This is a genomic window from Larkinella sp. VNQ87 (assembly GCF_049445795.1).
Lineage (GTDB): Bacteria > Bacteroidota > Bacteroidia > Cytophagales > Spirosomataceae > Larkinella.
Window position 1 is genome coordinate 85,397 of sequence record NZ_JBMSDT010000010.1, and the last position, 18,603, is coordinate 103,999.

Sequence of the window (18,603 nt, forward strand, 5' to 3'; positions counted from 1 at the left end):
TCTCCCCACGCAACCATCCAGCCAGGCTAACCATCCAACCATGTTAACCATCAAAATCAATTCAAAAAATGAAAAAACACGAGATTGTAGGGTATAACAGAGCGAATCTCGGTAAGACAGAGTCGAAGGCTCTTCGTGCTGAAGGTTATGTTCCCGGTGTGCTGTATGGCGGAAAGACGCAGGTTCATTTTTACGCCCCGGCCATTCTGTTTCGCCAACTGCTGACTTCGCCCGAAGCGTACCAGGTGACGTTGAACATCGAAGGTGACGAATACGTGGCTATTTTGCAGGATACGCAGTTTCATCCGGTCAACGACCAGTTGCTGCACGCGGATTTCCTGGAAATTGTTGAAGGGAAAGATATAAAAGTGGAAGTGCCGGTCCGCTTTATCGGAACGGCTCCCGGTGTGCAAAAAGGGGGTAAATTGATTCAGAAACTCCGCAAACTGAAACTGCGGGGTCCGGCTGATCGCATTCCTGACTTTGTAGATGTGAACGTGGCGGATCTGGATCTGGGCAAAACCGTGAAAGTAGGTGCCGTCAAATTAGAAGGCATTGAAATTCTGGATGGTCCGCTACTCCCGATTGCGACCATTGAAATTCCGCGCTCGATGCGGGGTAAAACAGCGGCTTAAGCCCTGTGTATCAACTAATAGATTAAATGAAAAACCGCTCGGCAATGAGCGGTTTTTTCGTTTAGGGAAGAAAGCGAAAACAATCGGTAAATCAGGGCTGGGTTGCATTGGCCGACACCCAATTTGTTTTGACCGTCGTCACCTGTTCAGTCACGGATTTCGGTTTCGGCTGACTGGCCGTTTCGCCGGAATTGATGGCGATGTACGGGGCAATCACCAGCGAAACGATGGACATCAGCTTAATGAGAATGTTCATCGACGGGCCGGAAGTATCTTTGAACGGGTCACCGACGGTATCACCGGTTACGGAAGCTTTGTGTGGCTCCGATTTTTTGTAGTAAATCTGGCCGTTAATTTCGACGCCTTTCTCGAACGACTTCTTGGCATTATCCCATGCGCCCCCGGCGTTGCTCTGGAAAATACCCATCAAAACGCCGGAAACCGTCACGCCAGCCAGAAAACCACCCAGCACTTCCGGGCCAAACAGAAAACCGACGAGGACGGGCGAAATCAGCGCAATGGCGCCGGGCAAAATCATCTCCCGAATGGAGGCCTGGGTGGAAATAGCTACGCATTTTTCGTATTCCGGTTTGCCGGTTCCTTCCAGAATACCCGGAATTTCACGGAACTGGCGACGCACTTCTTCCACCATCTTCATAGCAGCCCGGCCTACGGCGGCAATGGCCAGCGAGGAGAAAATGAACGGAATCATGCCGCCCACAAACAAACCGGACAACACATCGGCTTTGTAAATGTCAATCCCGGTAATGCCCGAAACGCCTACGAAAGCCGCCAGCAGCGCCAGCGAAGTCAGGGCAGCCGACGCAATGGCGAAACCTTTTCCGGTAGCGGCTGTGGTATTCCCGACGGCATCCAGAATATCCGTGCGGCCCCGCACTTCTTCGGGTAGTTCACTCATCTCGGCAATCCCGCCCGCGTTGTCGGCAATCGGCCCGAAGGCATCGATGGCGAGCTGCATGGCGGTTGTCGCCATCATCCCGGCGGCTGAAATGGCAACACCGTACAGCCCGGCAAATTTGTAGGAAATGAAAATACCGGCCGCCAGCGTTAGAATCGGTAAAACCGTTGACTCCATTCCGACCGACAAACCACCGATGATGTTCGTCGCGTGACCCGTCGACGACTGGCGGACAATCGTCATCACCGGACGGCGACCCATGGCGGTGTAATATTCCGTGATAATCGACATCAGCGCCCCGACGATCAAACCGGTAAAAATGGCGAAGAATACATCCAGCCGAGTAAACTCAACGCCCCGAATTTCGAGTATACCGGCGGGCAGAACGGCGTTGACCAGAAAATACGAAGCAATGACCGTCAGGATGATCGACGCCCAGTTGCCGGTGTTCAGTGCGCCCTGGACATTGCCGTTATCATCTTTGACCCGGACAAAATACGTTGCAATAATGGAGAAGATCAGCCCAAGTCCGGCAATGAGCATCGGTAACACAATCGGTGCGTGACCCAGAATGTTGCTCGCTTCCGGAATCCGGATTTCGCGGCCTAACACCATCGTCGCGAGAATGGTAGCCACATACGATCCGAAAAGGTCGGCGCCCATCCCGGCTACGTCACCCACGTTATCGCCCACGTTATCGGCGATGGTGGCGGGGTTGCGCGGGTCATCCTCCGGAATGCCGGCTTCCACTTTACCCACCAGATCAGCGCCCACGTCGGCCGCTTTTGTATAAATACCGCCCCCCACACGGGCAAACAAGGCAATGGACTCAGCACCCAGCGAAAAACCGGCCAGCACTTCCAGCGTTTTTTCCATCGGAATGCCATTAACATCGCCGGTCGTGCCGACGTAGATGCCATGAAAAATAATGAAGAGAACACTTAATCCGATCACCGCCAGGCTGGCCACGCCAATGCCCATGACCGAGCCCCCCGTAAATGAAACGGCGAGGGCGCGGGTGAGGCTGGTCCGACCGGCCTGGGCCGTGCGGACGTTGGCCTTCGTGGCGATTTTCATGCCGATATACCCCGCTAAGGCTGAAGTAAATGCACCAATAGCAAAGGCAATCCCGATCGGCCAGTCGGAATTTTCAACCAGGGTTCCGGCAAAGCTCAGCAATACCGCAACTACAATACCGAAAACAATGAGAATCCGCCATTCAGCTTTCAGAAAGGCTATGGCACCGTCGGCGATGTAGGATGCAATTTCCTGCATCCGTTCGTTGCCAGCATCCTGGCGCGAAACCCAACTAAATTTGGTGAACATCACCACCAGGCCGACTAGACCCAGGAGGGGAACAAGGTAAATACTGGAATTCATGCTGAAGGAGTAAGAGGTTATAGTTTGGGAAAGTCGCAAATATAACCGGAATGCCAGCATTCCAAAACGAATACACCGGTTTCGCTAGATTTTTTAGGGAAAATCTTAGGTTATTTTTATAGCGACGAAAAAGTGAACTTTTGAGCCCATAAGCAGCGTATTACCTAACAAATAGTTACGTCAGGCTTACTATTTTTGCTGCATTCCGAACGCTTTCCGCTGATGATGTACCGATCTACCTTTCGTTTCCTTCTGTGTACGGCATTCCTCCTGAGTGCTTTTTTTAGTCAACCCGCTTTGGGACAGCCTAAACCGGCGGCTTCCGGAACCATCCTCCAGGGCCTGAAAAAGCTGAACGTCGTCGGAACGGTTTTATATGTGGCCGCCCACCCCGACGATGAGAATACTCAGATGCTGGCCTATCTGGCAAATGAACGGCTGTTGCGCACCGGGTATCTGGCGCTGACGCGGGGGGATGGCGGGCAGAATCTGATCGGGCCGGAACAGGGCGAATACATTGGTGTCATCCGGACGCAGGAGTTGCTGGCCGCCCGGCGGATCGACGGGCCGGAGCAGTTCTTCAGCCGGGCCTACGACTTCGGTTTTTCCAAATCGACCGACGAAGCCGTCAAAACCTGGGGGCAGGATCAGGTGCTGGGCGACGTGGTCTGGATGATTCGGAAATACCGCCCGGACGTGATCATCACCCGGTTTCCGCCCGACAGTCGGGCCGGACACGGACACCACAGCGCATCGGGCTACCTGGCCGAAGAAGCGTTCAAAATTGCTAACGATCCGACCAAATACCCCGAACAACTCAACTGGGTAAAACCCTGGCAGCCGAAGCGGATTTTCTGGAACGTCTTCATTCCGGGAGCCTTTATGAGCAATAAGAAACCGGACGAACCGGGCGTGATTGCCGTCGAAACCGGGTTGTATAATCCCTTGCTGGGGAAATCGTACGGCGAGATAGCGGCCGAAAGCCGGAGCCAACACAAGAGCCAGGGTTTTGGCGTTCCGGCCAGCCGGGGCGTGAAAATCGATTACCTGCTCTTGAAAGGCGGTGACCCAGCCCCGAACGATCCGTTTGACAACATCGACCTGAGCTGGAAGCGGATTCCAGGCAGCGACAGGGTGCAACAGTTGATCAATCAGGCAATTGCGGAGTATAAACCGGAGCGCCCAGCGGCTTCGGTACCGGTTTTGATTCAAACGCACAAGGCACTCAGTCAACTGGATACCGCCAATATTTACGTCAGAACGAAGCGTCAGGAGGTGGAAGCCCTGATCCAGCAGTGCCTCGGCCTGTGGTTCGAAACCAATCCGGCTGACTATGCCGCTGCCCCGGGCGAACGGTTGCGCGTCAGTACCAACGTGGTGAACCGCAGCGAGTTGCCTGTGAAACTGATCGGATTGCAAATGCCCGGGCTGGATAAGGATACGGTTACGAACCTGACGCTAAAACCGAATGATGTTAACGTTTTTACTACCTCTATCATTATTCCAGCCAATCAGCCCATTTCGCAACCCTATTGGTTGGAAAAACCGGTCCAGAAAGGGTTATTTCAGGTCAATGAGCAGACATTGATCGGGTTGCCCGAAAATCCGCCTGCCTTCTCTACCCTGTATACGTTTGACATAGCCGGCGAAAAATTTACTTTCAGCCGGGGGTGGAGTTATAAAGCAACCGATCCGGTCGATGGCGAAATCTACCGGCCGTTTGTCATTCAGCCGACCGTGATGGCGAACCTGGCCGAACGGGTATACGTGTTTGCCGACAATAATCCGAAAACCGTGGAGGTCGTTTTACGGGCGGGGCGAGACCAGGTGTCGGGCAACCTGAAACTGGAAGTCCCGGCGGGTTGGCGGGTCGAACCGGCGCAGCTTTCGTTTAATTTTAAGGAAAAAGCGCAAGAGGCTCGGGTTTCGTTTCGGGTGTTTCCGTCGGCTACCTACAGCGAGGGTCGGTTGCGGGCGATGGTGAGTTTGGGTTCAACGGAAAAACCGGTTTACGCGAACAGCCTGCGCATAGTCGCTTACAAGCACATTCCGACCCAGACGGTTTTCCCGGCCGCCGAAGCCAAACTGGTGAAGCTTGACATTAAAGTGAAAAGCAAAACGATCGGGTACATTGCCGGTGCGGGTGACGAAGTTCCGGCGGCTTTGCAGCAAATTGGTTGTCAGGTAACACCCATTGGGCCGCGCGAGATCAACGCCGGTTTGGCAGGGTATGATGCCATCGTAGTAGGCGTTCGGGCGTACAACACCGAAGACTGGTTGCGGTATTACCAGCCAAAGCTGATGGAGTACGTTAAAAACGGCGGTCGGATGATTGTCCAGTATGTGACACCCGGTGGATCGTTTATTCAAAATGGCCTGAAAGTCAATCAGATTGGACCGTATCCGTTTACGGTGGGTCGGGAACGCGTAACGGAAGAGGATGCCAAAATGACCTTCCTCAAACCCGAACATCCGTTGGTGAATACGCCCAATAAGATTACCGAGAAAGATTTTAACGGCTGGGTTCAGGAGCGCGGTATCTATTATGCCCAGGAGTGGGACAAAGCGTATCAACCCATCTTCTCCGCCCACGACACCAATGAAGCCGAAAAACAGGGCAGTTTGATTTACTGCCAATACGGAAAAGGACACTTTATGTACACCGGTTTGGTGTTTTTCCGGGAACTGCCAGCCGGTGTACCGGGTGCCTACCGGTTGTTTGCCAACATGATCTCCGTCGGCAAGTAACGTACCCACGGACCGCCGGGCGTCGGACGGCCGATGCAGCCCCGTTTAGTCCGTGAGGGCTGGAATAACAAAATAGGTAGAATTAACTCACAAAAGACGGGCCCTGTCCGTGAGAGGTTTCCAGATTCTGGATAATCAAACTCACACGGACTAAAGTCCATGGGTACGGAATGTGGCAAATCTGGATTGATACCGGGGGAACATTTACGGACGGGATGGCGACCGATCCGGATGGAAATGTTCACCGGGCTAAAGTGCTCAGCAGTCGTTGTCTTCGGGGGGTGATCAAGCCTGGAAATCCGCTTCAACTGGTTGCACCCTGGTTAAAAGCCCCGATTTTCGACGGGTACGAACTAACCGTGCTGGAAACCGGAGAGAAAACGGTGGTTCAGCGTCTGGATAGCAATGGTAATTTGCTGTTAGAAAGATGTATACAGGTTAGTTCTCAAGTAACAGTTGAGTTGTCAACCGGGGAGGAAGCACCGGTTTTAGCAACCCGATTGCTTACGTTAACACCGTTAGACCGCCCGTTTCCACCCCTGCAGATGCGGTTGGGTACTACCAAGGGAACCAATGCACTGTTGGAACGGAAAGGCGGGCGGGTGGTCCTGGTCGTTACAAAAGGTTTCCGGGATTTGCTCCAAATCGGTACACAGCAACGGCCCCATCTTTTCCAACTGAACATACCATCCGCCGAGGTTATTTATGAAACCGTCTGGGAATTGGACGAACGAATGGGGGCTGATGGTCAAGTGGTGATTTCATTAACCACCGAATCCCTTGACCAATTGCAGGATTACCTTCACCATACCCAACCGGAGGTAGTGGCGGTTTCGCTCCTGAACGCCTACAAAAATCCGGCGCACGAGCAAGCAGTAGGCCGGTTTCTCCGAAAAGCCGGTTTTGCCGTGACGCTTTCCCATGAAATTTCCTCGGTCATCCAGTATGTCCCGCGAACGCAGACTACGCTCGTGGACGCCTACCTAATGCCGGTTTTGCGTACATACCTCGAAAACCTGACCCGGCAGTTGGGCGGTTATCCGGTGCGGGTGATGACCAGCGGAGGGGGACTGGTAAAAGCCGACCTATTCCAACCGAAAGACAGCCTGCTGAGCGGTCCGGCGGGCGGGGTAATCGGTGGCGCGAAAGTGGCTGAATCTGTCTCCATCGAAAAGGTGCTGACCCTCGACATGGGCGGCACCAGCACCGATGTCGCTCGGTTCGACGGCCGCGTCGACTACCAGTTTACGACCAAAGTCGGGTCGTTTGAACTTCAATCGCCCTCGCTGGCGGTCGAAACCGTAGCGGCTGGGGGAGGCTCCGTGTGCTGGTTCGACGGAACCGGCCTGCGGGTGGGTCCGCAGAGTGCGGGGGCCTGGCCTGGACCGGCCTGTTACGGAGCCGGTGGGCCGCTGACCATGACTGATGTGAATCTGCTTCTGGGACGGTTACACCCGGCTTTGTTTGGGATTCCGGTCAGTCTGGAAAAAGCGCAGGAAGCTTTGAACGCGCTGAGTCGGCAAATTGAAGAAAAAACCGGCCAGTCAGTCGAGGAGATGTTGTTACTCAATGGGTTTGAACGGATTGCGAACGAGACGATGGCGGGCGCTATCCGCAAAATTTCGGTTGTCAAAGGTTTTGATCCGAAAGAATACGCGCTGCTGGTGTTTGGAGGGGCTGGCGGTTTACACGGCTGTGCGGTGGCGCAATTGTTGGGCATAAAAACACTGATTCTGCCATTCGATGGCGGTTTGTTGAGCGCTTACGGCATCGGGCAGGCCCGAATCGAGCGCATGGCTACCCGGCAAATCCTGAAACCATTGGCCGATTTTTTTCCACATTTATCTCCGGAAATAGATGGCTTGAAAAGTGAAGCAACGGACAACCTTCAGCGAGACATCGGCACTCAATCCGCCCCTGATGTGAAAGTCGTCCTACTGTTTCTGCGTTTCAAAGGCCAGGAAAGCTCGGTCGAAATTTCGTACCCACGGGTTTCAGACCGTGAAGCCGTCCCGATGCGTGACCTGGAATTGCTTTTCCGGGATCGTTATCGGCAGTTGTATGGACACGTTCCCGAAAACCGGGTCATTGAACTCGAAAGCATTCGCGTGATCGTGACTGATGCTTCCCGATCAGCAAGTGAATCAACACCCGTTTCGATCCGGCAAATGGCTAAACCGGCCTTCCACTTGGGTGAACTGCCGGTTTACGAATGGTCTAAGTTGGAAGAAGGGCACCATTTTCAAGGACCAGCCCTGCTTCTGAACACGACCTCTTCGGCGTATCTCGGATCGGGTTGGAACGTTATGATTGGGTCAAACCGGAATGCTATCGGTCGGCTGACGGACGAACAACCGACCGATAGTCCAGCCTTGCTGGAAGCCGCCCAAGCGGAGTTATTTGCCCGCCGGTTTGTGGCCATGGCCGAAGAAATGGGAGCGCAATTGCAGCGCACCGCTTTTTCGGTCAACGTAAAAGAGCGGTTGGATTTCTCCTGTGCGTTACTTGATGCCGAGGCCGAATTGTTGGTGAATGCACCCCATATTCCGGTGCACCTGGGTAGTCTGGGTATTTGTGCCCGGCTGATTCTGCAAAAATTACCGCTTGAACCAGGCGATGTCGTGATTACGAATCATCCCAAGTACGGTGGTTCGCACCTGCCCGATGTTACCCTGCTGGCCGGAGTATTTACCGACGAAGGCCAGCGAATCGGCTACGTGATCAACCGGGCGCACCACGCCGAAATAGGTGGGAAAGTGCCCGGGTCGATGCCGCCCGATGCAACCCGACTGCTGGAGGAAGGGGTGGTGCTGGAACCGCAGTATATTGTCAAAAACGGACGATTTTTGTGGGATAAAGTGCAAGTACGGTTTGAAAACGCGCCTTTCCCGACCCGCTCCCTGGCCGAAAACCGGGCCGACATCGAAGCCGCCCTGGCCTCGTTGCGGGCGGGTGAAAAAGCTTTAAAAAATCTGGTACTGCTGCATGGTTTGGCCTTAGTAAAGCACTATATGGTCCGACTTCAGCAAACGGCGACGGATGCCCTGAAACCCATTCTGGAACGGCATGATGGACAGGTATTCATGGCTGAGGAATCGCTGGACGATGGTCACCGGATTTGTGTTGAAATTTCGGTCAAAAACCGCCAGATCGTGATCGATTTTTCCGGAACGTCTCCCGTTCATCCGAACAACCTGAATGCCAACGTATCGATTCTCTACAGCGCGGTTTTGTACGTCTTGCGACTTTGGTGCGGGCAGGACATTCCGTTGAATGAAGGCCTGATGAAACCGGTTTTGCTTCGAATACCGGTGTGTTTTCTGAACCCTACGTTCACTGATGATCCGGCGGAGTGCCCGGCTGTGGTGGGAGGCAATACCGAAGTGAGCCAGCGGCTGGTCGATACGTTGCTGAAGGCGCTGGGACTTGCAGCCTGCAGTCAGGGTACGATGAATAACTTCCTGTTTGGAAATCAGCAGTTTGGCTATTACGAAACCATCGGTGGGGGCACAGGGGCTGGAGACGGTTTCCACGGTCGGTCGGCGGTTCACCAACACATGACCAACACCAAACTCACCGACCCCGAAGAACTCGAACGCCGGTATCCGGTACGGGTACGCCAATTTGTCATTCGAGAAGGCTCGGGCGGCACTGGCACCTGGCGCGGGGGCGACGGCGTTATCCGCGAAATCGAGTTTTTAGAACCCGTGCAGGCAACCTTGTTGAGTCAGCACCGGTTTGAAGCACCCTATGGCCTGAACGGCGGAAAACCGGGCCAAATCGGAACGCAAACGCTGATTACGACGGATGGACAAACAACCTCCTTGCCGGGCATTTTCACGCGTTCCATGCAAGCCGGTGAGCGCATCCGCATCGAAACCCCCGGCGGGGGAGGTTTTGGGAAGAGTGATGAGAGAGTTAAGGGTTATGAATGAAGAGTTAAGAGTTAATTAAAAACCGCTATCTTGATTCATCCTCCATGACTCATAATTCATAATTCATAACTCTTAACTCATAACTCCTTTGCCAAAGTCGTTATCGTTTCGCTCGGGTCTGGGCAGTGTGCTGTTCTGGTCGGTTATTTCAGCCGCATTTATTGGGCCGGGGACGGTCACGACCTGTTCGCTGGCGGGCTCCCGGTTTGGTCTGGGCTTGCTCTGGACGCTGGCTTTTTCGACCCTGGGAACGATTGTCCTTCAGGAAGCTGTTGCGCGGATTACAATTGCCTCCGGACTTAGCCTGGGCGAGGTGGTCGGGCGTTCCTATGGTGCACGAAGCCGGGTCGTCGCCGTTGGGCTGGTGGGCGCCGTAGCACTAGGGTGCGCGGCTTACCAGGCCGGTAACATCCTGGGGGCCGTGTCGGGCCTGGCTTTACTGTCCGATGTGCCATCGACGTACCTAACCGCCCTGATTGGGGTTAGCTGTATCGTTCTGCTCTGGCGAGGCTCCCAGAAATTATTGGCTAATTTCCTGGGGATCATTGTTTTTGTAATGGGAGTAGCGTTTGCCTATGTAGCTACTCAAATCCAACTATCGTTCGGTGGACTGGCAAGGGCGCTAGTGCTGCCAACCTTGCCAGCCGATTCGCTGGTTTTGGCGATCGGGCTAATTGGGACGACCATTGTCCCTTATAATCTTTTTTTGGCTTCAGGGATCGGACGGGGGCAGTCACTGACTGAAATGCGCTGGGGAATCGGGTTGGCGGTGCTAATCGGTGGAGGTATCTCAATGGCCATTCTGGTGAGTGGTACGTTGCTGTTGGGCGAATTCTCGTTTCAGATAATGGCGGATACACTTGCCAATCGGGTCGGAAGCTGGGGCCGGATTCTGTTCGCCCTTGGCTTGTTTGCGGCCGGTTTTACGTCGGCCCTGACGGCTCCGCTGGCAGCCGCCGTGACGGCCCGAAGTTTGCTGGGCTGGTCGGTAACCTCCTGGTCGTATCGGTTGGTCTGGCTGGGTGTGCTGGCGGTCGGACTGACGTTCGGTTTGCTGAATAGCCGGCCCGTGCCGGTGATCATTGCGGCCCAGGCGATCAATGGTGTTCTGTTACCCGTTGTGACGATTTTTTTGTTTCGGGCCGTCAACGATTCCCGACTGATTCCGGTTGAATACCGGAATACACGGTTACAGAATGTTGCGATGGGGCTGGTGATGGTCGTGACTTTGCTTTTGGGGAGCTGGAACATCTGGCAGGCTATTCAGAAACTTCTGGCTTAGCAGGTTATCCCGTTCATAATACGTTCATCCTAAAATGATTTGACTATGGCATATCAGACTTGTATCTTCGGTACGACTAACAAATGATGGTATGAAAACGAGAAAAAATATACTGATCAGTTGGGTTTGTTTCGGGATTTTGGCCGGATTAAGCGGTTGTGCCCCAAAGGTGTATCAACTTAGGCCCGTTTCGGGGGATGTGGTCCGAATTGAAGGCCGCCCCACTACAAAAGCTGAAACGAATGGAATCGTCGTTGTTGCTTCGTACGAACGGCTGGATTTGCAATACGTTGCGCTGGATATCGAGGTTAAAAACAAATCGGACCGGCCCTTCGAGGTTGATCCGGCGGATTTTCAGTATACCGCGCTGGATGAGGAGCAGAAGACGGTTTTTATCACGACGAGTTCGCCCCAAAAACCGCTCATGTTTTCAGCGGCAGACCCGATCCGGGAAGCCGACCGGACCGCCTACAACCAGGAACGGGAAGTGAAACGATTGAAAACCGCTAAGGTAATCAATACGGTTTTGCTGGTGGCTGCCGTTGCCAGTGACGTAGCCAGTTCATCGAACCGCAACAACCATCGTCCCGAACGCTGGGTGCAAAACCGGGTGACGCACGATAATATCTACGCAGCAATTCAGGCCAAACGGATGATCGACCACGGCCTGTTTGCCGACCGCATGCAACGCTACGATTACGAAACCTACCGTTGGAAGGAACTCTCGATGAAACCCACGACGCTCCGGCCCGGCGAATCGGTGCGCGGGCTGGTGTACCTGCCCATGAGTCGGGATGCGAAGTACATGCTCATTAACTACCCGGTTTCGGATACCGAGTCGGTGATGCTGACGTTTCAGCAGGAGTGGGTGAAAGAGAAACAGCGGAAAAAGTAAGCCACTCACAAAGCCGTAGGACAAAATTCTCGGATTTATGGACAAATTTCTTAAATTTGTTTTCATAAGCCTTTTACATACATGGCATCAACTCATCTTTCTGTCCCCCAAGACCGCAATAAAATCGTATTGCTGGCGATGAAAGGAATTCCTGCGTCTACTTTTTTTGAAACGGCAGACCTAACCGGTTATCGGAAAGATCAGTTGGCGGAAGTATTCAACACCTCCGTCAAAACGTTTCAGCGGTACGAGCGGGAAGCGAAAAACCTGAATCCGCAGGACAGTGAAAAGATATTGAAAATCATGGCTCTGTTTGATAAAGGTGCCGATGTTTTCGGATCATTGGAGAGCTTTCGTCGTTGGATGGATAAGCCTGCTTACGGAATTGGAGGGCAAATCCCCTTTGACTTATTGCACACATCCGGAGGAATTGATCTACTTATGGATGAATTGATGCGGATTGAGTACGGGGATTTAGCCTGATGCGGGTTTATAGGATCACTAAGGCTCGGTATGCCGGGCAATTGACGGCTTCAGGAGGGGCCGCCCGATGGAATTCAAGAGGTCAGTATGTTATTTATACCGCTGCCACAAGGGCGCTGGCTTGCTTGGAAAATGTCGTTCATTTAAGTGGAGAAGGTCTGGAGGCCGATTTCAAAGTAATGTTGATTGACATTCCGGATGCGTTATTCGTTGAGAAAATAGCCATCGATCAGTTACCGGATGAATGGTTTACCTTTCAGAATTACAACACTTGTCAACAAATTGGCGATGACTGGTTGCAGAAAAACCGGTCGGCAGTTTTGCAGGTCCCTTCAGCGATTATCCCTGGCGAATGGAATTATCTGTTAAATCCTTTGCATCCCGAATTTGGCCGAATTCAATTGATTGGATCAGAACCCTTCGTGTTTGACCCTAGGATCAAAAAGTAATATGCAGAAACGCTACCCGAATCAGTTGTCCTACGGCGCGAATAACCTGGTGGTGGCCTTGTCTGAAACCGAGGTCGCCAAGGTGTTTCGGGGTGATACGCGGTCCGACATCGGTTCGGAAGCGGAAAAAATGAAGTATGCGAATCAGGTCAATGGCTTGATCGCCCGGTTTATTCGGTTGGACTACGACGAAGCGAATGAATGGGATATGCTGGTGATGGAACGACTTTATCCGCAGGATTTCCGAAGTATTGAAATTTCAAAGCGCGAGTTATTGCTGGATGTATTTGAGGATGAATTGAAGGAATTGCATAAGGCCGGTTTTGTGCACCGCGACATTTGCAGACCGTCTGATCAGGGTGGTGAAAAGTACGACAATATTATGCTGACTGACCGGGGGTTGCGCCTGATCGACGTCGGAATTTCGGCCTTACAGTCGCAAGTGGGCGAGAAATTGTTTGGGAAATACCTCGAAATTGAAAACAACGAAGTTGAAGAATTTAAACGGTATTTTTTGAGTCGGTGAATTTCCATGAACAGCCAAAAACCAAATCTATTTTCTTTCGCTACCAGTGAATTATCCCAAGACGCGTTCATTTGTTGGCTGGCTTCCTGGGCAAAACCGGAACTGAAAACGCTCGATCCATTACTTCATAAAACCGCTCAGGAGTTTATCATTTCTCTAATTTTAAATGGTAGGAGAGAATACGAAGCCGCTCAAATTGAGACGGTTGACGTTCAGCGTCAGGATGACCGAATTGACGTAATCATTTTTGTAAATCGGTACTTAAAAAATCGGTTGGCAATATTGATTGAAGATAAAACCCATACAAATCACCATTCCGGACAGCTTGATCGCTACTACTCGTTGTTGCAGGAAGAAAAATATGGATTCAGGAAAGAAGAAATTGTTCCAATTTTCTTCAAAACCGGTTATCAATCGTTTTTCGACATCGGTATTTATCATCTTTACTCAAGAAATGACTTTTTGAGCGTTCTCAATCAGGGGAAGGTGAACGGTGTTCAAAATTCCATTTATGATGATTTTTTGGAACATCTAACAGAGATGGAAAATGCTATTCATCAGTACAAGACCAAACCGCTTGGTGATTGGTCTCCGACAGATTGGATTGGTTTTTACCTGGATTTGTATCCATTAATTACGAAATCAAAGGAAGTAAATTGGAGTTATGTAGCCAATCCGGCTGGGGGATTTTACGGCTTTTGGTGGCATTTTACGGATGTGGAATCAAGGTACAAAGCCTATTTGCAATTAGAGCAAAAAAGGTTATGTTTCAAGGTTGCAGTAAATAGTGAAGCGGATGGGAAAAGTGTACGCACGGAAGCGTTAGAGAAACTTAAAGCGACTGCGGATCGGTTAGATTATAACGTTAAACAAACGCCGTCCCGATTAGGAAAATGGATGACGATTTTACGCTATAATGGTACTGGGCCATCAGGAAAAGACTACCGGGTTTTCGAAGACGGTCAGTTTAGTATGGCTAAAACTCTTGCAAACCTTAAAAAGGCAGAGCAGGTCTTAACGCAAGCATTTAGGAATTGATTACAAGCCGATGAACGAAAAATCCGCTAAAAACCGCCCCAATCTCTCCTCAACAGCTTTCTGGGATATTGATTTTCAAAAGATTGACTTTGACGAAAAGGCCCGGTTTGTAATTGAAAAAGTCCTTAATTATGGGCTTTGGGACGATATAAAGGAGGTGTTTCGGTATTACGGTTTTTAACGAGTCAAAACCGAAGTACACGAAATTGCTTACCTGAAAAAGAAAACGCATTCGTTTTGTTGCGTTATCTTTGATCTGAATCCTGAACAATTTCGATGTTATACACGGCAACAGCTAGCAGATTACAACTCATGAAAGGAATTAGCTATTTGACCAACGATCAAGGCCAACGTACGGCGGTGGTCATTGATTTACAAACATACGGTGAAGAATTGGAGGATTTTCTGGATGGCTTAGCTGCTGAGGAACGGCGGGATGAACCAACTGAAGATTTTCAAACCGTAGTCAGTCGAGTTTTGAAGTCGAAGTCGGCCGATGAGTAAGTACAAACTAGTCATTACCAAATCTGCTGAAAAAGAGTTAGTTAAGCTGCCGGTTCAGGTTATCCAGCAAATTCAGGAGGCCGTTTTGAAATTGGCTGATGATCCGCGCCCTGCGCAGTGCAAAAAATTGAAAGGTTTCAAGGATCTTTATCGAATACGAATTGGTGATTACCGAATCATCTACAGCATCCGGGACTCGGTGCTAATTGTTGAAGTTTTACGAATAGGAAACCGTAAAGACATTTATAGTTAATGCAATTTTCCCACCTCCATTGCCATACCCAATACTCGCTGCTCGACGGGCAAGCTGAGATCAAAAAGCTGATTAAGAAGGCCAAAGCTGATAACATGCCCGCCGTAGCCATCACCGATCACGGCAATATGTTCGGCGTGTTCGAGTTTGTGGCCGAAGCCGCCAAGCAGGGCATCAAACCGATCGTCGGTTGCGAGTTTTACGTGGTCGAAGACCACACTAAAAAGCAGTTTACGAAGGAACAGAAGGATATTCGGTATCACCAGTTGCTGCTGGCGAAAACTCCACAGGGCTATAAAAACCTGATCAAGCTGTGTTCGCTGGGCTACATGGAAGGCCTGTACGGCAAGTACCCCCGAATTACCAAGGCGCTGATCGATCAGTACAAGGAAGGACTGATTGCGTCGACCTGCTGCATCGGGGCCTCGGTGCCGAAAACGATTTTGAAAAAAGGCGAGGAAGCGGGCGAGAAGGAGTTTCAGTGGTGGCTCGACCGGTTTGGAGAGGATTATTACGTCGAACTTCAGCGCCACGACATTCCCGATCAAATCAAGGTGAATGAGGTGCTGGTGCGGTTTGCCCGCAAATACAATGTCAAAATCATTGCCTCCAACGATTCCCACTATGTCGACCGCGAAGACTGGGTGGCCCACGATATTCTGCTGTGCGTCAACACAAACGAAAAGCTGAGTACGCCCTCCGAAAAGGAGTTTAACGACGAAGAAGGCTTCAAAAAAGGCACCCGGTTTGCGTTTTTCAATGACCAGTTTTATTTCAAGAATACCGAAGAAATGTCGACGCTGTTCCGCGATTTGCCGGAAGCGATCGACAACACGAACGAGATTGTCGACAAGGTTGAGACACTGAAGCTCAAGCGGGATATTCTGCTACCAAACTTCGTGATTCCCGACGGTTTTGCGAGCCAGGACGATTACCTCGACTTCCTGACCTTCGAAGGCGCCCGGGAGCGGTACCGGGTGCTGACGCCGGAGATTGACGAACGTCTGCGGTTTGAGCTGGGCGTGATTCGCCAGATGGGCTTTGCCGGTTACTTCCTCATCGTATCGGACTTTATCAAGGCCGGGCGCGACCTGGGCGTGATGGTGGGGCCGGGCCGGGGCTCGGCAGCCGGTTCGGCGGTGGCCTACTGCATTGGCATTACCAACATTGACCCGATCAAGTATAATCTGCTGTTCGAGCGGTTTTTGAACCCCGACCGGAAGTCGATGCCCGATATTGATACGGATTTTGACGACGAAGGGCGTCAGAAGGTGATCGATTATGTGGTGAAAAAATACGGCAAGCAGCAGGTGGCTCAAATCGTTACCTACGGCACGATGGCAGCCAAATCGGCCATCAAAGATGTGGCCCGGGTGATGGAGTTGCCGCTAGCCGAATCAAACGCCCTGGCGAAACTGGTGCCCGACAAGCCGACCTACAACATGACCCTCAAAAAGATTTTTGAGGACCCAATTGATTCGCTGGGCCAGATGATTCAGCCGGAAGAGGTCGAGAATGTGAAGAAGATGCGGCAAATCGAAGCGGGAAACGATTTGCAGGCCAAGGTTCTGAAACAGGCCCGGAAGCTGGAAGGCAACATCCGCAACACCGGGATTCACGCGGCCGGAATCATCATTGCGCCCGAAGACCTCTCGAACATCGTCCCGGTTTCGACCTCCAAAGAATCTGATCTGATCATTACACAGTACGAAGGGCGGGTGATCGAAGATGCGGGCGTGATCAAGATGGACTTTCTGGGGCTGCGAAATCTCACCATCATCAAGGAATGCCTGCGGCTGATCAAGCAAAACCACGGCGTTGAAATCGACATCGACGGCATTCCGCTGGATGACAAACCAACCTATGAACTGTTTCAGCGGGGGGAAACGAACGCGATCTTCCAGTTCGAATCCGACGGGATGAAGAAGTACATGAAGGACCTGAAACCCGACCGGTTTGAGGACCTCATTGCGATGAACGCCCTGTATCGCCCCGGCCCAATTGCCTACATTCCGACGTTTATCAACCGGAAACATGGCCGCGAGGAAGTGAAGTACGACCTGCCCGAAATGGAAGAGTACCTGGCCGATACCTTCGGGATCAATGTCTACCAGGAGCAAATCATGCTGCTTTCCCAAAAACTGGCCGGTTTTACGAAGGGCGATGCCGACGTTCTGCGGAAGGCCATGGGGAAAAAAGACCGGGCGACGCTCGATAAAATGAAGGGGAAATTCATGGATGGTTGCCAGAAAAACAACCTGAATCTGAAAACCTGCGAGAAAGTCTGGACTGACTGGGAAGCCTTTGCCTCGTATGCCTTTAATAAGTCACACTCAACCTGTTACGCTTTTGTAGCTTACCAGACAGCTTACCTCAAAACGCACTACAAAGCCGAGTACATGGCGGCCGTTTTGACGAGCTGTTTGGGCAACATCGAAAAGATTACGTTCTTTTTGGAAGAGTGTAAAGCCATTGGCATCCCGGTTTTGGGGCCGGATGTGAATGAATCGGAGCGGTTTTTCGGGGTCAATCAGAAGGGCGAGATCCGGTTTGGGCTGGGAGCTATCAAAGGAACCGGCGACGCGGCCGTGGAATCGATCATCGAGGAGCGCAAAAAAGGCGGACCGTTCAAGGATGTGTACGATTTTGTGATTCGGATCAACCTGCGGACGGTGAACAAGAAAACGCTCGAATCGCTGGCTTACGCGGGAGCCTTCGATAACATCGATGAACTGCACCGGGCGCAATATTTCGACGTTCCGGCGGGCGAAACCGGCACGTTTATCGAAAAACTGACCAAATTTGCCAACAACTACCACGCCGAGAAGTCGGCAGCCCAGCAGTCGCTGTTCGGGGGCGCGGGCGGAGAACCGAACATTCCGCGACCAAAAGCGCCGAATGTGCCGCCTTGGGGGGAGATCGAACGACTGAAGTTTGAGAAAGATGTCGTCGGTTTTTACATCACCGGTCACCCGCTGGATGAATTCCGGATCGAACTGGAAAGTTTTTGCACCTGCACGCTCGACCGTTTATTCGATGAAGTCAATCAGGGCAAGGAGATCACCGTGGGCGGTATTGTGACGAGCAAGCAACTGCGGCAATCCAAAAACGGCAATCCGTTCGTAATTTTCAAACTGGAAGATTACAATGGCTCGGTCGAGATGAGCCTGTTCGGGGAAGATTTTGTTCGGATGGGCAATTACATCGAGGAAGGCCTGTTTCTGCACGTCAAAGGAAAGCTCCAGAACCGCTGGAATTCCGACGCCTTTGAGTTCCGCCCGAACTTCATCCAGTTACTCACCGAAGTCCGGGCAAAGTACAGCAAGGAACTTTGCGTTCAGTTGGATTTGAAGCTGATTAACAATGAGTTTGTGGCCAAAATCACCGACCTCGTCAAAGCTTATCCGGGTTCCTGCAACCTGGTCCTGAAGGTCACGGATGAAGAAGAACGGGTCAACGTCAGTATGTTATCCCGACCGTTCAAAATTGCGCCAGTCAACGAACTGCTAAAAGCGCTGGACGCGATGGATGGCGTTGGGTATCGACTGAATTAAAC

General features: G+C 51.7%; 14 protein-coding genes. 13 read left to right on the top strand and 1 reads right to left on the bottom strand.

What is annotated here, in order from left to right:
* Nucleotides 1-68 precede the first annotated feature (68 nt).
* Entirely contained in the window at nucleotides 69-635 is a 567-nt protein-coding gene (locus ACO2Q8_RS18275; protein WP_423346292.1) for a 50S ribosomal protein L25/general stress protein Ctc, read from the top strand.
* A gap of 91 nt (nucleotides 636-726) precedes the next feature.
* On the opposite strand, the gene ACO2Q8_RS18280 is transcribed toward ACO2Q8_RS18275, so the two are convergent.
* Nucleotides 727-2,934 (bottom strand): sodium-translocating pyrophosphatase, encoded by a 2,208-nt coding sequence (locus ACO2Q8_RS18280; protein WP_423346293.1) that lies wholly within the window; start codon nucleotides 2,932-2,934, stop codon nucleotides 727-729.
* Nucleotides 2,935-3,156: 222 nt separating this feature from the next.
* Between ACO2Q8_RS18280 and ACO2Q8_RS18285 the strand changes: the two genes are divergently transcribed.
* The 12 genes from ACO2Q8_RS18285 (at nucleotide 3,157) to dnaE (ending at nucleotide 18,601) form a co-directional block, all read left to right on the top strand.
* Nucleotides 3,157-5,682 (top strand): PIG-L family deacetylase, encoded by a 2,526-nt coding sequence (locus ACO2Q8_RS18285; protein ID WP_423346294.1) that lies wholly within the window; start codon nucleotides 3,157-3,159, stop codon nucleotides 5,680-5,682.
* Between the two features lie 170 nt (nucleotides 5,683-5,852).
* Nucleotides 5,853-9,617: a hydantoinase B/oxoprolinase family protein gene (locus ACO2Q8_RS18290; protein WP_423346295.1), complete on the top strand. Its 3,765-nt coding sequence runs from the start codon at nucleotides 5,853-5,855 to the stop codon at nucleotides 9,615-9,617.
* An 88-nt stretch (nucleotides 9,618-9,705) separates the two neighbouring features.
* Nucleotides 9,706-10,899, top strand: coding sequence for an NRAMP family divalent metal transporter (locus tag ACO2Q8_RS18295; protein WP_423346296.1), 1,194 nt, complete (start codon nucleotides 9,706-9,708; stop codon nucleotides 10,897-10,899).
* A 91-nt stretch (nucleotides 10,900-10,990) separates the two neighbouring features.
* Nucleotides 10,991-11,794 carry a hypothetical protein gene (locus ACO2Q8_RS18300; protein WP_423346297.1) on the top strand — a complete coding sequence of 268 codons (804 nt, stop codon included), beginning with the start codon at nucleotides 10,991-10,993 and terminating at the stop codon, nucleotides 11,792-11,794.
* An 81-nt stretch (nucleotides 11,795-11,875) separates the two neighbouring features.
* Nucleotides 11,876-12,277 carry a type II toxin-antitoxin system Xre/ParS family antitoxin gene (parS, locus tag ACO2Q8_RS18305; protein WP_423346298.1) on the top strand — a complete coding sequence of 134 codons (402 nt, stop codon included), beginning with the start codon at nucleotides 11,876-11,878 and terminating at the stop codon, nucleotides 12,275-12,277.
* Nucleotides 12,277-12,726 carry an RES family NAD+ phosphorylase gene (locus ACO2Q8_RS18310; RefSeq protein WP_423346299.1) on the top strand — a complete coding sequence of 150 codons (450 nt, stop codon included), beginning with the start codon at nucleotides 12,277-12,279 and terminating at the stop codon, nucleotides 12,724-12,726. The genes parS and ACO2Q8_RS18310 overlap by 1 nt, the downstream gene beginning before the upstream one ends.
* Before the next feature lies 1 nt (nucleotide 12,727).
* Nucleotides 12,728-13,252, top strand: a complete 525-nt coding sequence (locus ACO2Q8_RS18315; RefSeq protein WP_423346300.1) for a hypothetical protein — start codon at nucleotides 12,728-12,730, stop codon at nucleotides 13,250-13,252.
* A 6-nt stretch (nucleotides 13,253-13,258) separates the two neighbouring features.
* The gene (locus ACO2Q8_RS18320) at nucleotides 13,259-14,290 is read left to right on the top strand and encodes a PD-(D/E)XK nuclease family protein (RefSeq protein ID WP_423346301.1); all 1,032 of its coding nucleotides are present in this window, start codon (nucleotides 13,259-13,261) and stop codon (nucleotides 14,288-14,290) included.
* Nucleotides 14,291-14,300: 10 nt separating this feature from the next.
* The gene (locus tag ACO2Q8_RS18325) at nucleotides 14,301-14,471 is read left to right on the top strand and encodes a DUF6922 domain-containing protein (protein ID WP_423346302.1); all 171 of its coding nucleotides are present in this window, start codon (nucleotides 14,301-14,303) and stop codon (nucleotides 14,469-14,471) included.
* Nucleotides 14,472-14,602: 131 nt separating this feature from the next.
* Complete coding sequence (locus tag ACO2Q8_RS18330) at nucleotides 14,603-14,794, top strand: hypothetical protein (RefSeq protein ID WP_423346303.1); 192 nt, start codon at nucleotides 14,603-14,605, stop codon at nucleotides 14,792-14,794.
* Nucleotides 14,787-15,047, top strand: a complete 261-nt coding sequence (locus tag ACO2Q8_RS18335; protein WP_423346304.1) for a type II toxin-antitoxin system RelE family toxin — start codon at nucleotides 14,787-14,789, stop codon at nucleotides 15,045-15,047. The genes ACO2Q8_RS18330 and ACO2Q8_RS18335 overlap by 8 nt, the downstream gene beginning before the upstream one ends.
* The gene (gene dnaE, locus ACO2Q8_RS18340) at nucleotides 15,047-18,601 is read left to right on the top strand and encodes a DNA polymerase III subunit alpha (RefSeq protein ID WP_423346305.1); all 3,555 of its coding nucleotides are present in this window, start codon (nucleotides 15,047-15,049) and stop codon (nucleotides 18,599-18,601) included. The genes ACO2Q8_RS18335 and dnaE overlap by 1 nt, the downstream gene beginning before the upstream one ends.
* Nucleotides 18,602-18,603 lie beyond the last annotated feature (2 nt).

What these genes read in the sequence shown, in the direction of transcription:
- ACO2Q8_RS18290 (WP_423346295.1), top strand. Translation starts at nt 5,853, where the DNA reads ATGTGGCAAATCTGGATTGATACCGGGGGAACATTTACGGACGGGATG.
- ACO2Q8_RS18320 (WP_423346301.1), top strand. Translation starts at nt 13,259, where the DNA reads ATGAACAGCCAAAAACCAAATCTATTTTCTTTCGCTACCAGTGAATTA.
- parS (WP_423346298.1), top strand. Translation starts at nt 11,876, where the DNA reads ATGGCATCAACTCATCTTTCTGTCCCCCAAGACCGCAATAAAATCGTA.
- ACO2Q8_RS18285 (WP_423346294.1), top strand. Translation starts at nt 3,157, where the DNA reads ATGATGTACCGATCTACCTTTCGTTTCCTTCTGTGTACGGCATTCCTC.
- ACO2Q8_RS18315 (WP_423346300.1), top strand. Translation starts at nt 12,728, where the DNA reads ATGCAGAAACGCTACCCGAATCAGTTGTCCTACGGCGCGAATAACCTG.
- ACO2Q8_RS18280 (WP_423346293.1), bottom strand. Translation starts at nt 2,934, where the DNA reads ATGAATTCCAGTATTTACCTTGTTCCCCTCCTGGGTCTAGTCGGCCTG.
- ACO2Q8_RS18300 (WP_423346297.1), top strand. Translation starts at nt 10,991, where the DNA reads ATGAAAACGAGAAAAAATATACTGATCAGTTGGGTTTGTTTCGGGATT.
- ACO2Q8_RS18330 (WP_423346303.1), top strand. Translation starts at nt 14,603, where the DNA reads ATGAAAGGAATTAGCTATTTGACCAACGATCAAGGCCAACGTACGGCG.
- ACO2Q8_RS18310 (WP_423346299.1), top strand. Translation starts at nt 12,277, where the DNA reads ATGCGGGTTTATAGGATCACTAAGGCTCGGTATGCCGGGCAATTGACG.
- ACO2Q8_RS18335 (WP_423346304.1), top strand. Translation starts at nt 14,787, where the DNA reads ATGAGTAAGTACAAACTAGTCATTACCAAATCTGCTGAAAAAGAGTTA.
- dnaE (WP_423346305.1), top strand. Translation starts at nt 15,047, where the DNA reads ATGCAATTTTCCCACCTCCATTGCCATACCCAATACTCGCTGCTCGAC.
- ACO2Q8_RS18275 (WP_423346292.1), top strand. Translation starts at nt 69, where the DNA reads ATGAAAAAACACGAGATTGTAGGGTATAACAGAGCGAATCTCGGTAAG.
- ACO2Q8_RS18325 (WP_423346302.1), top strand. Translation starts at nt 14,301, where the DNA reads ATGAACGAAAAATCCGCTAAAAACCGCCCCAATCTCTCCTCAACAGCT.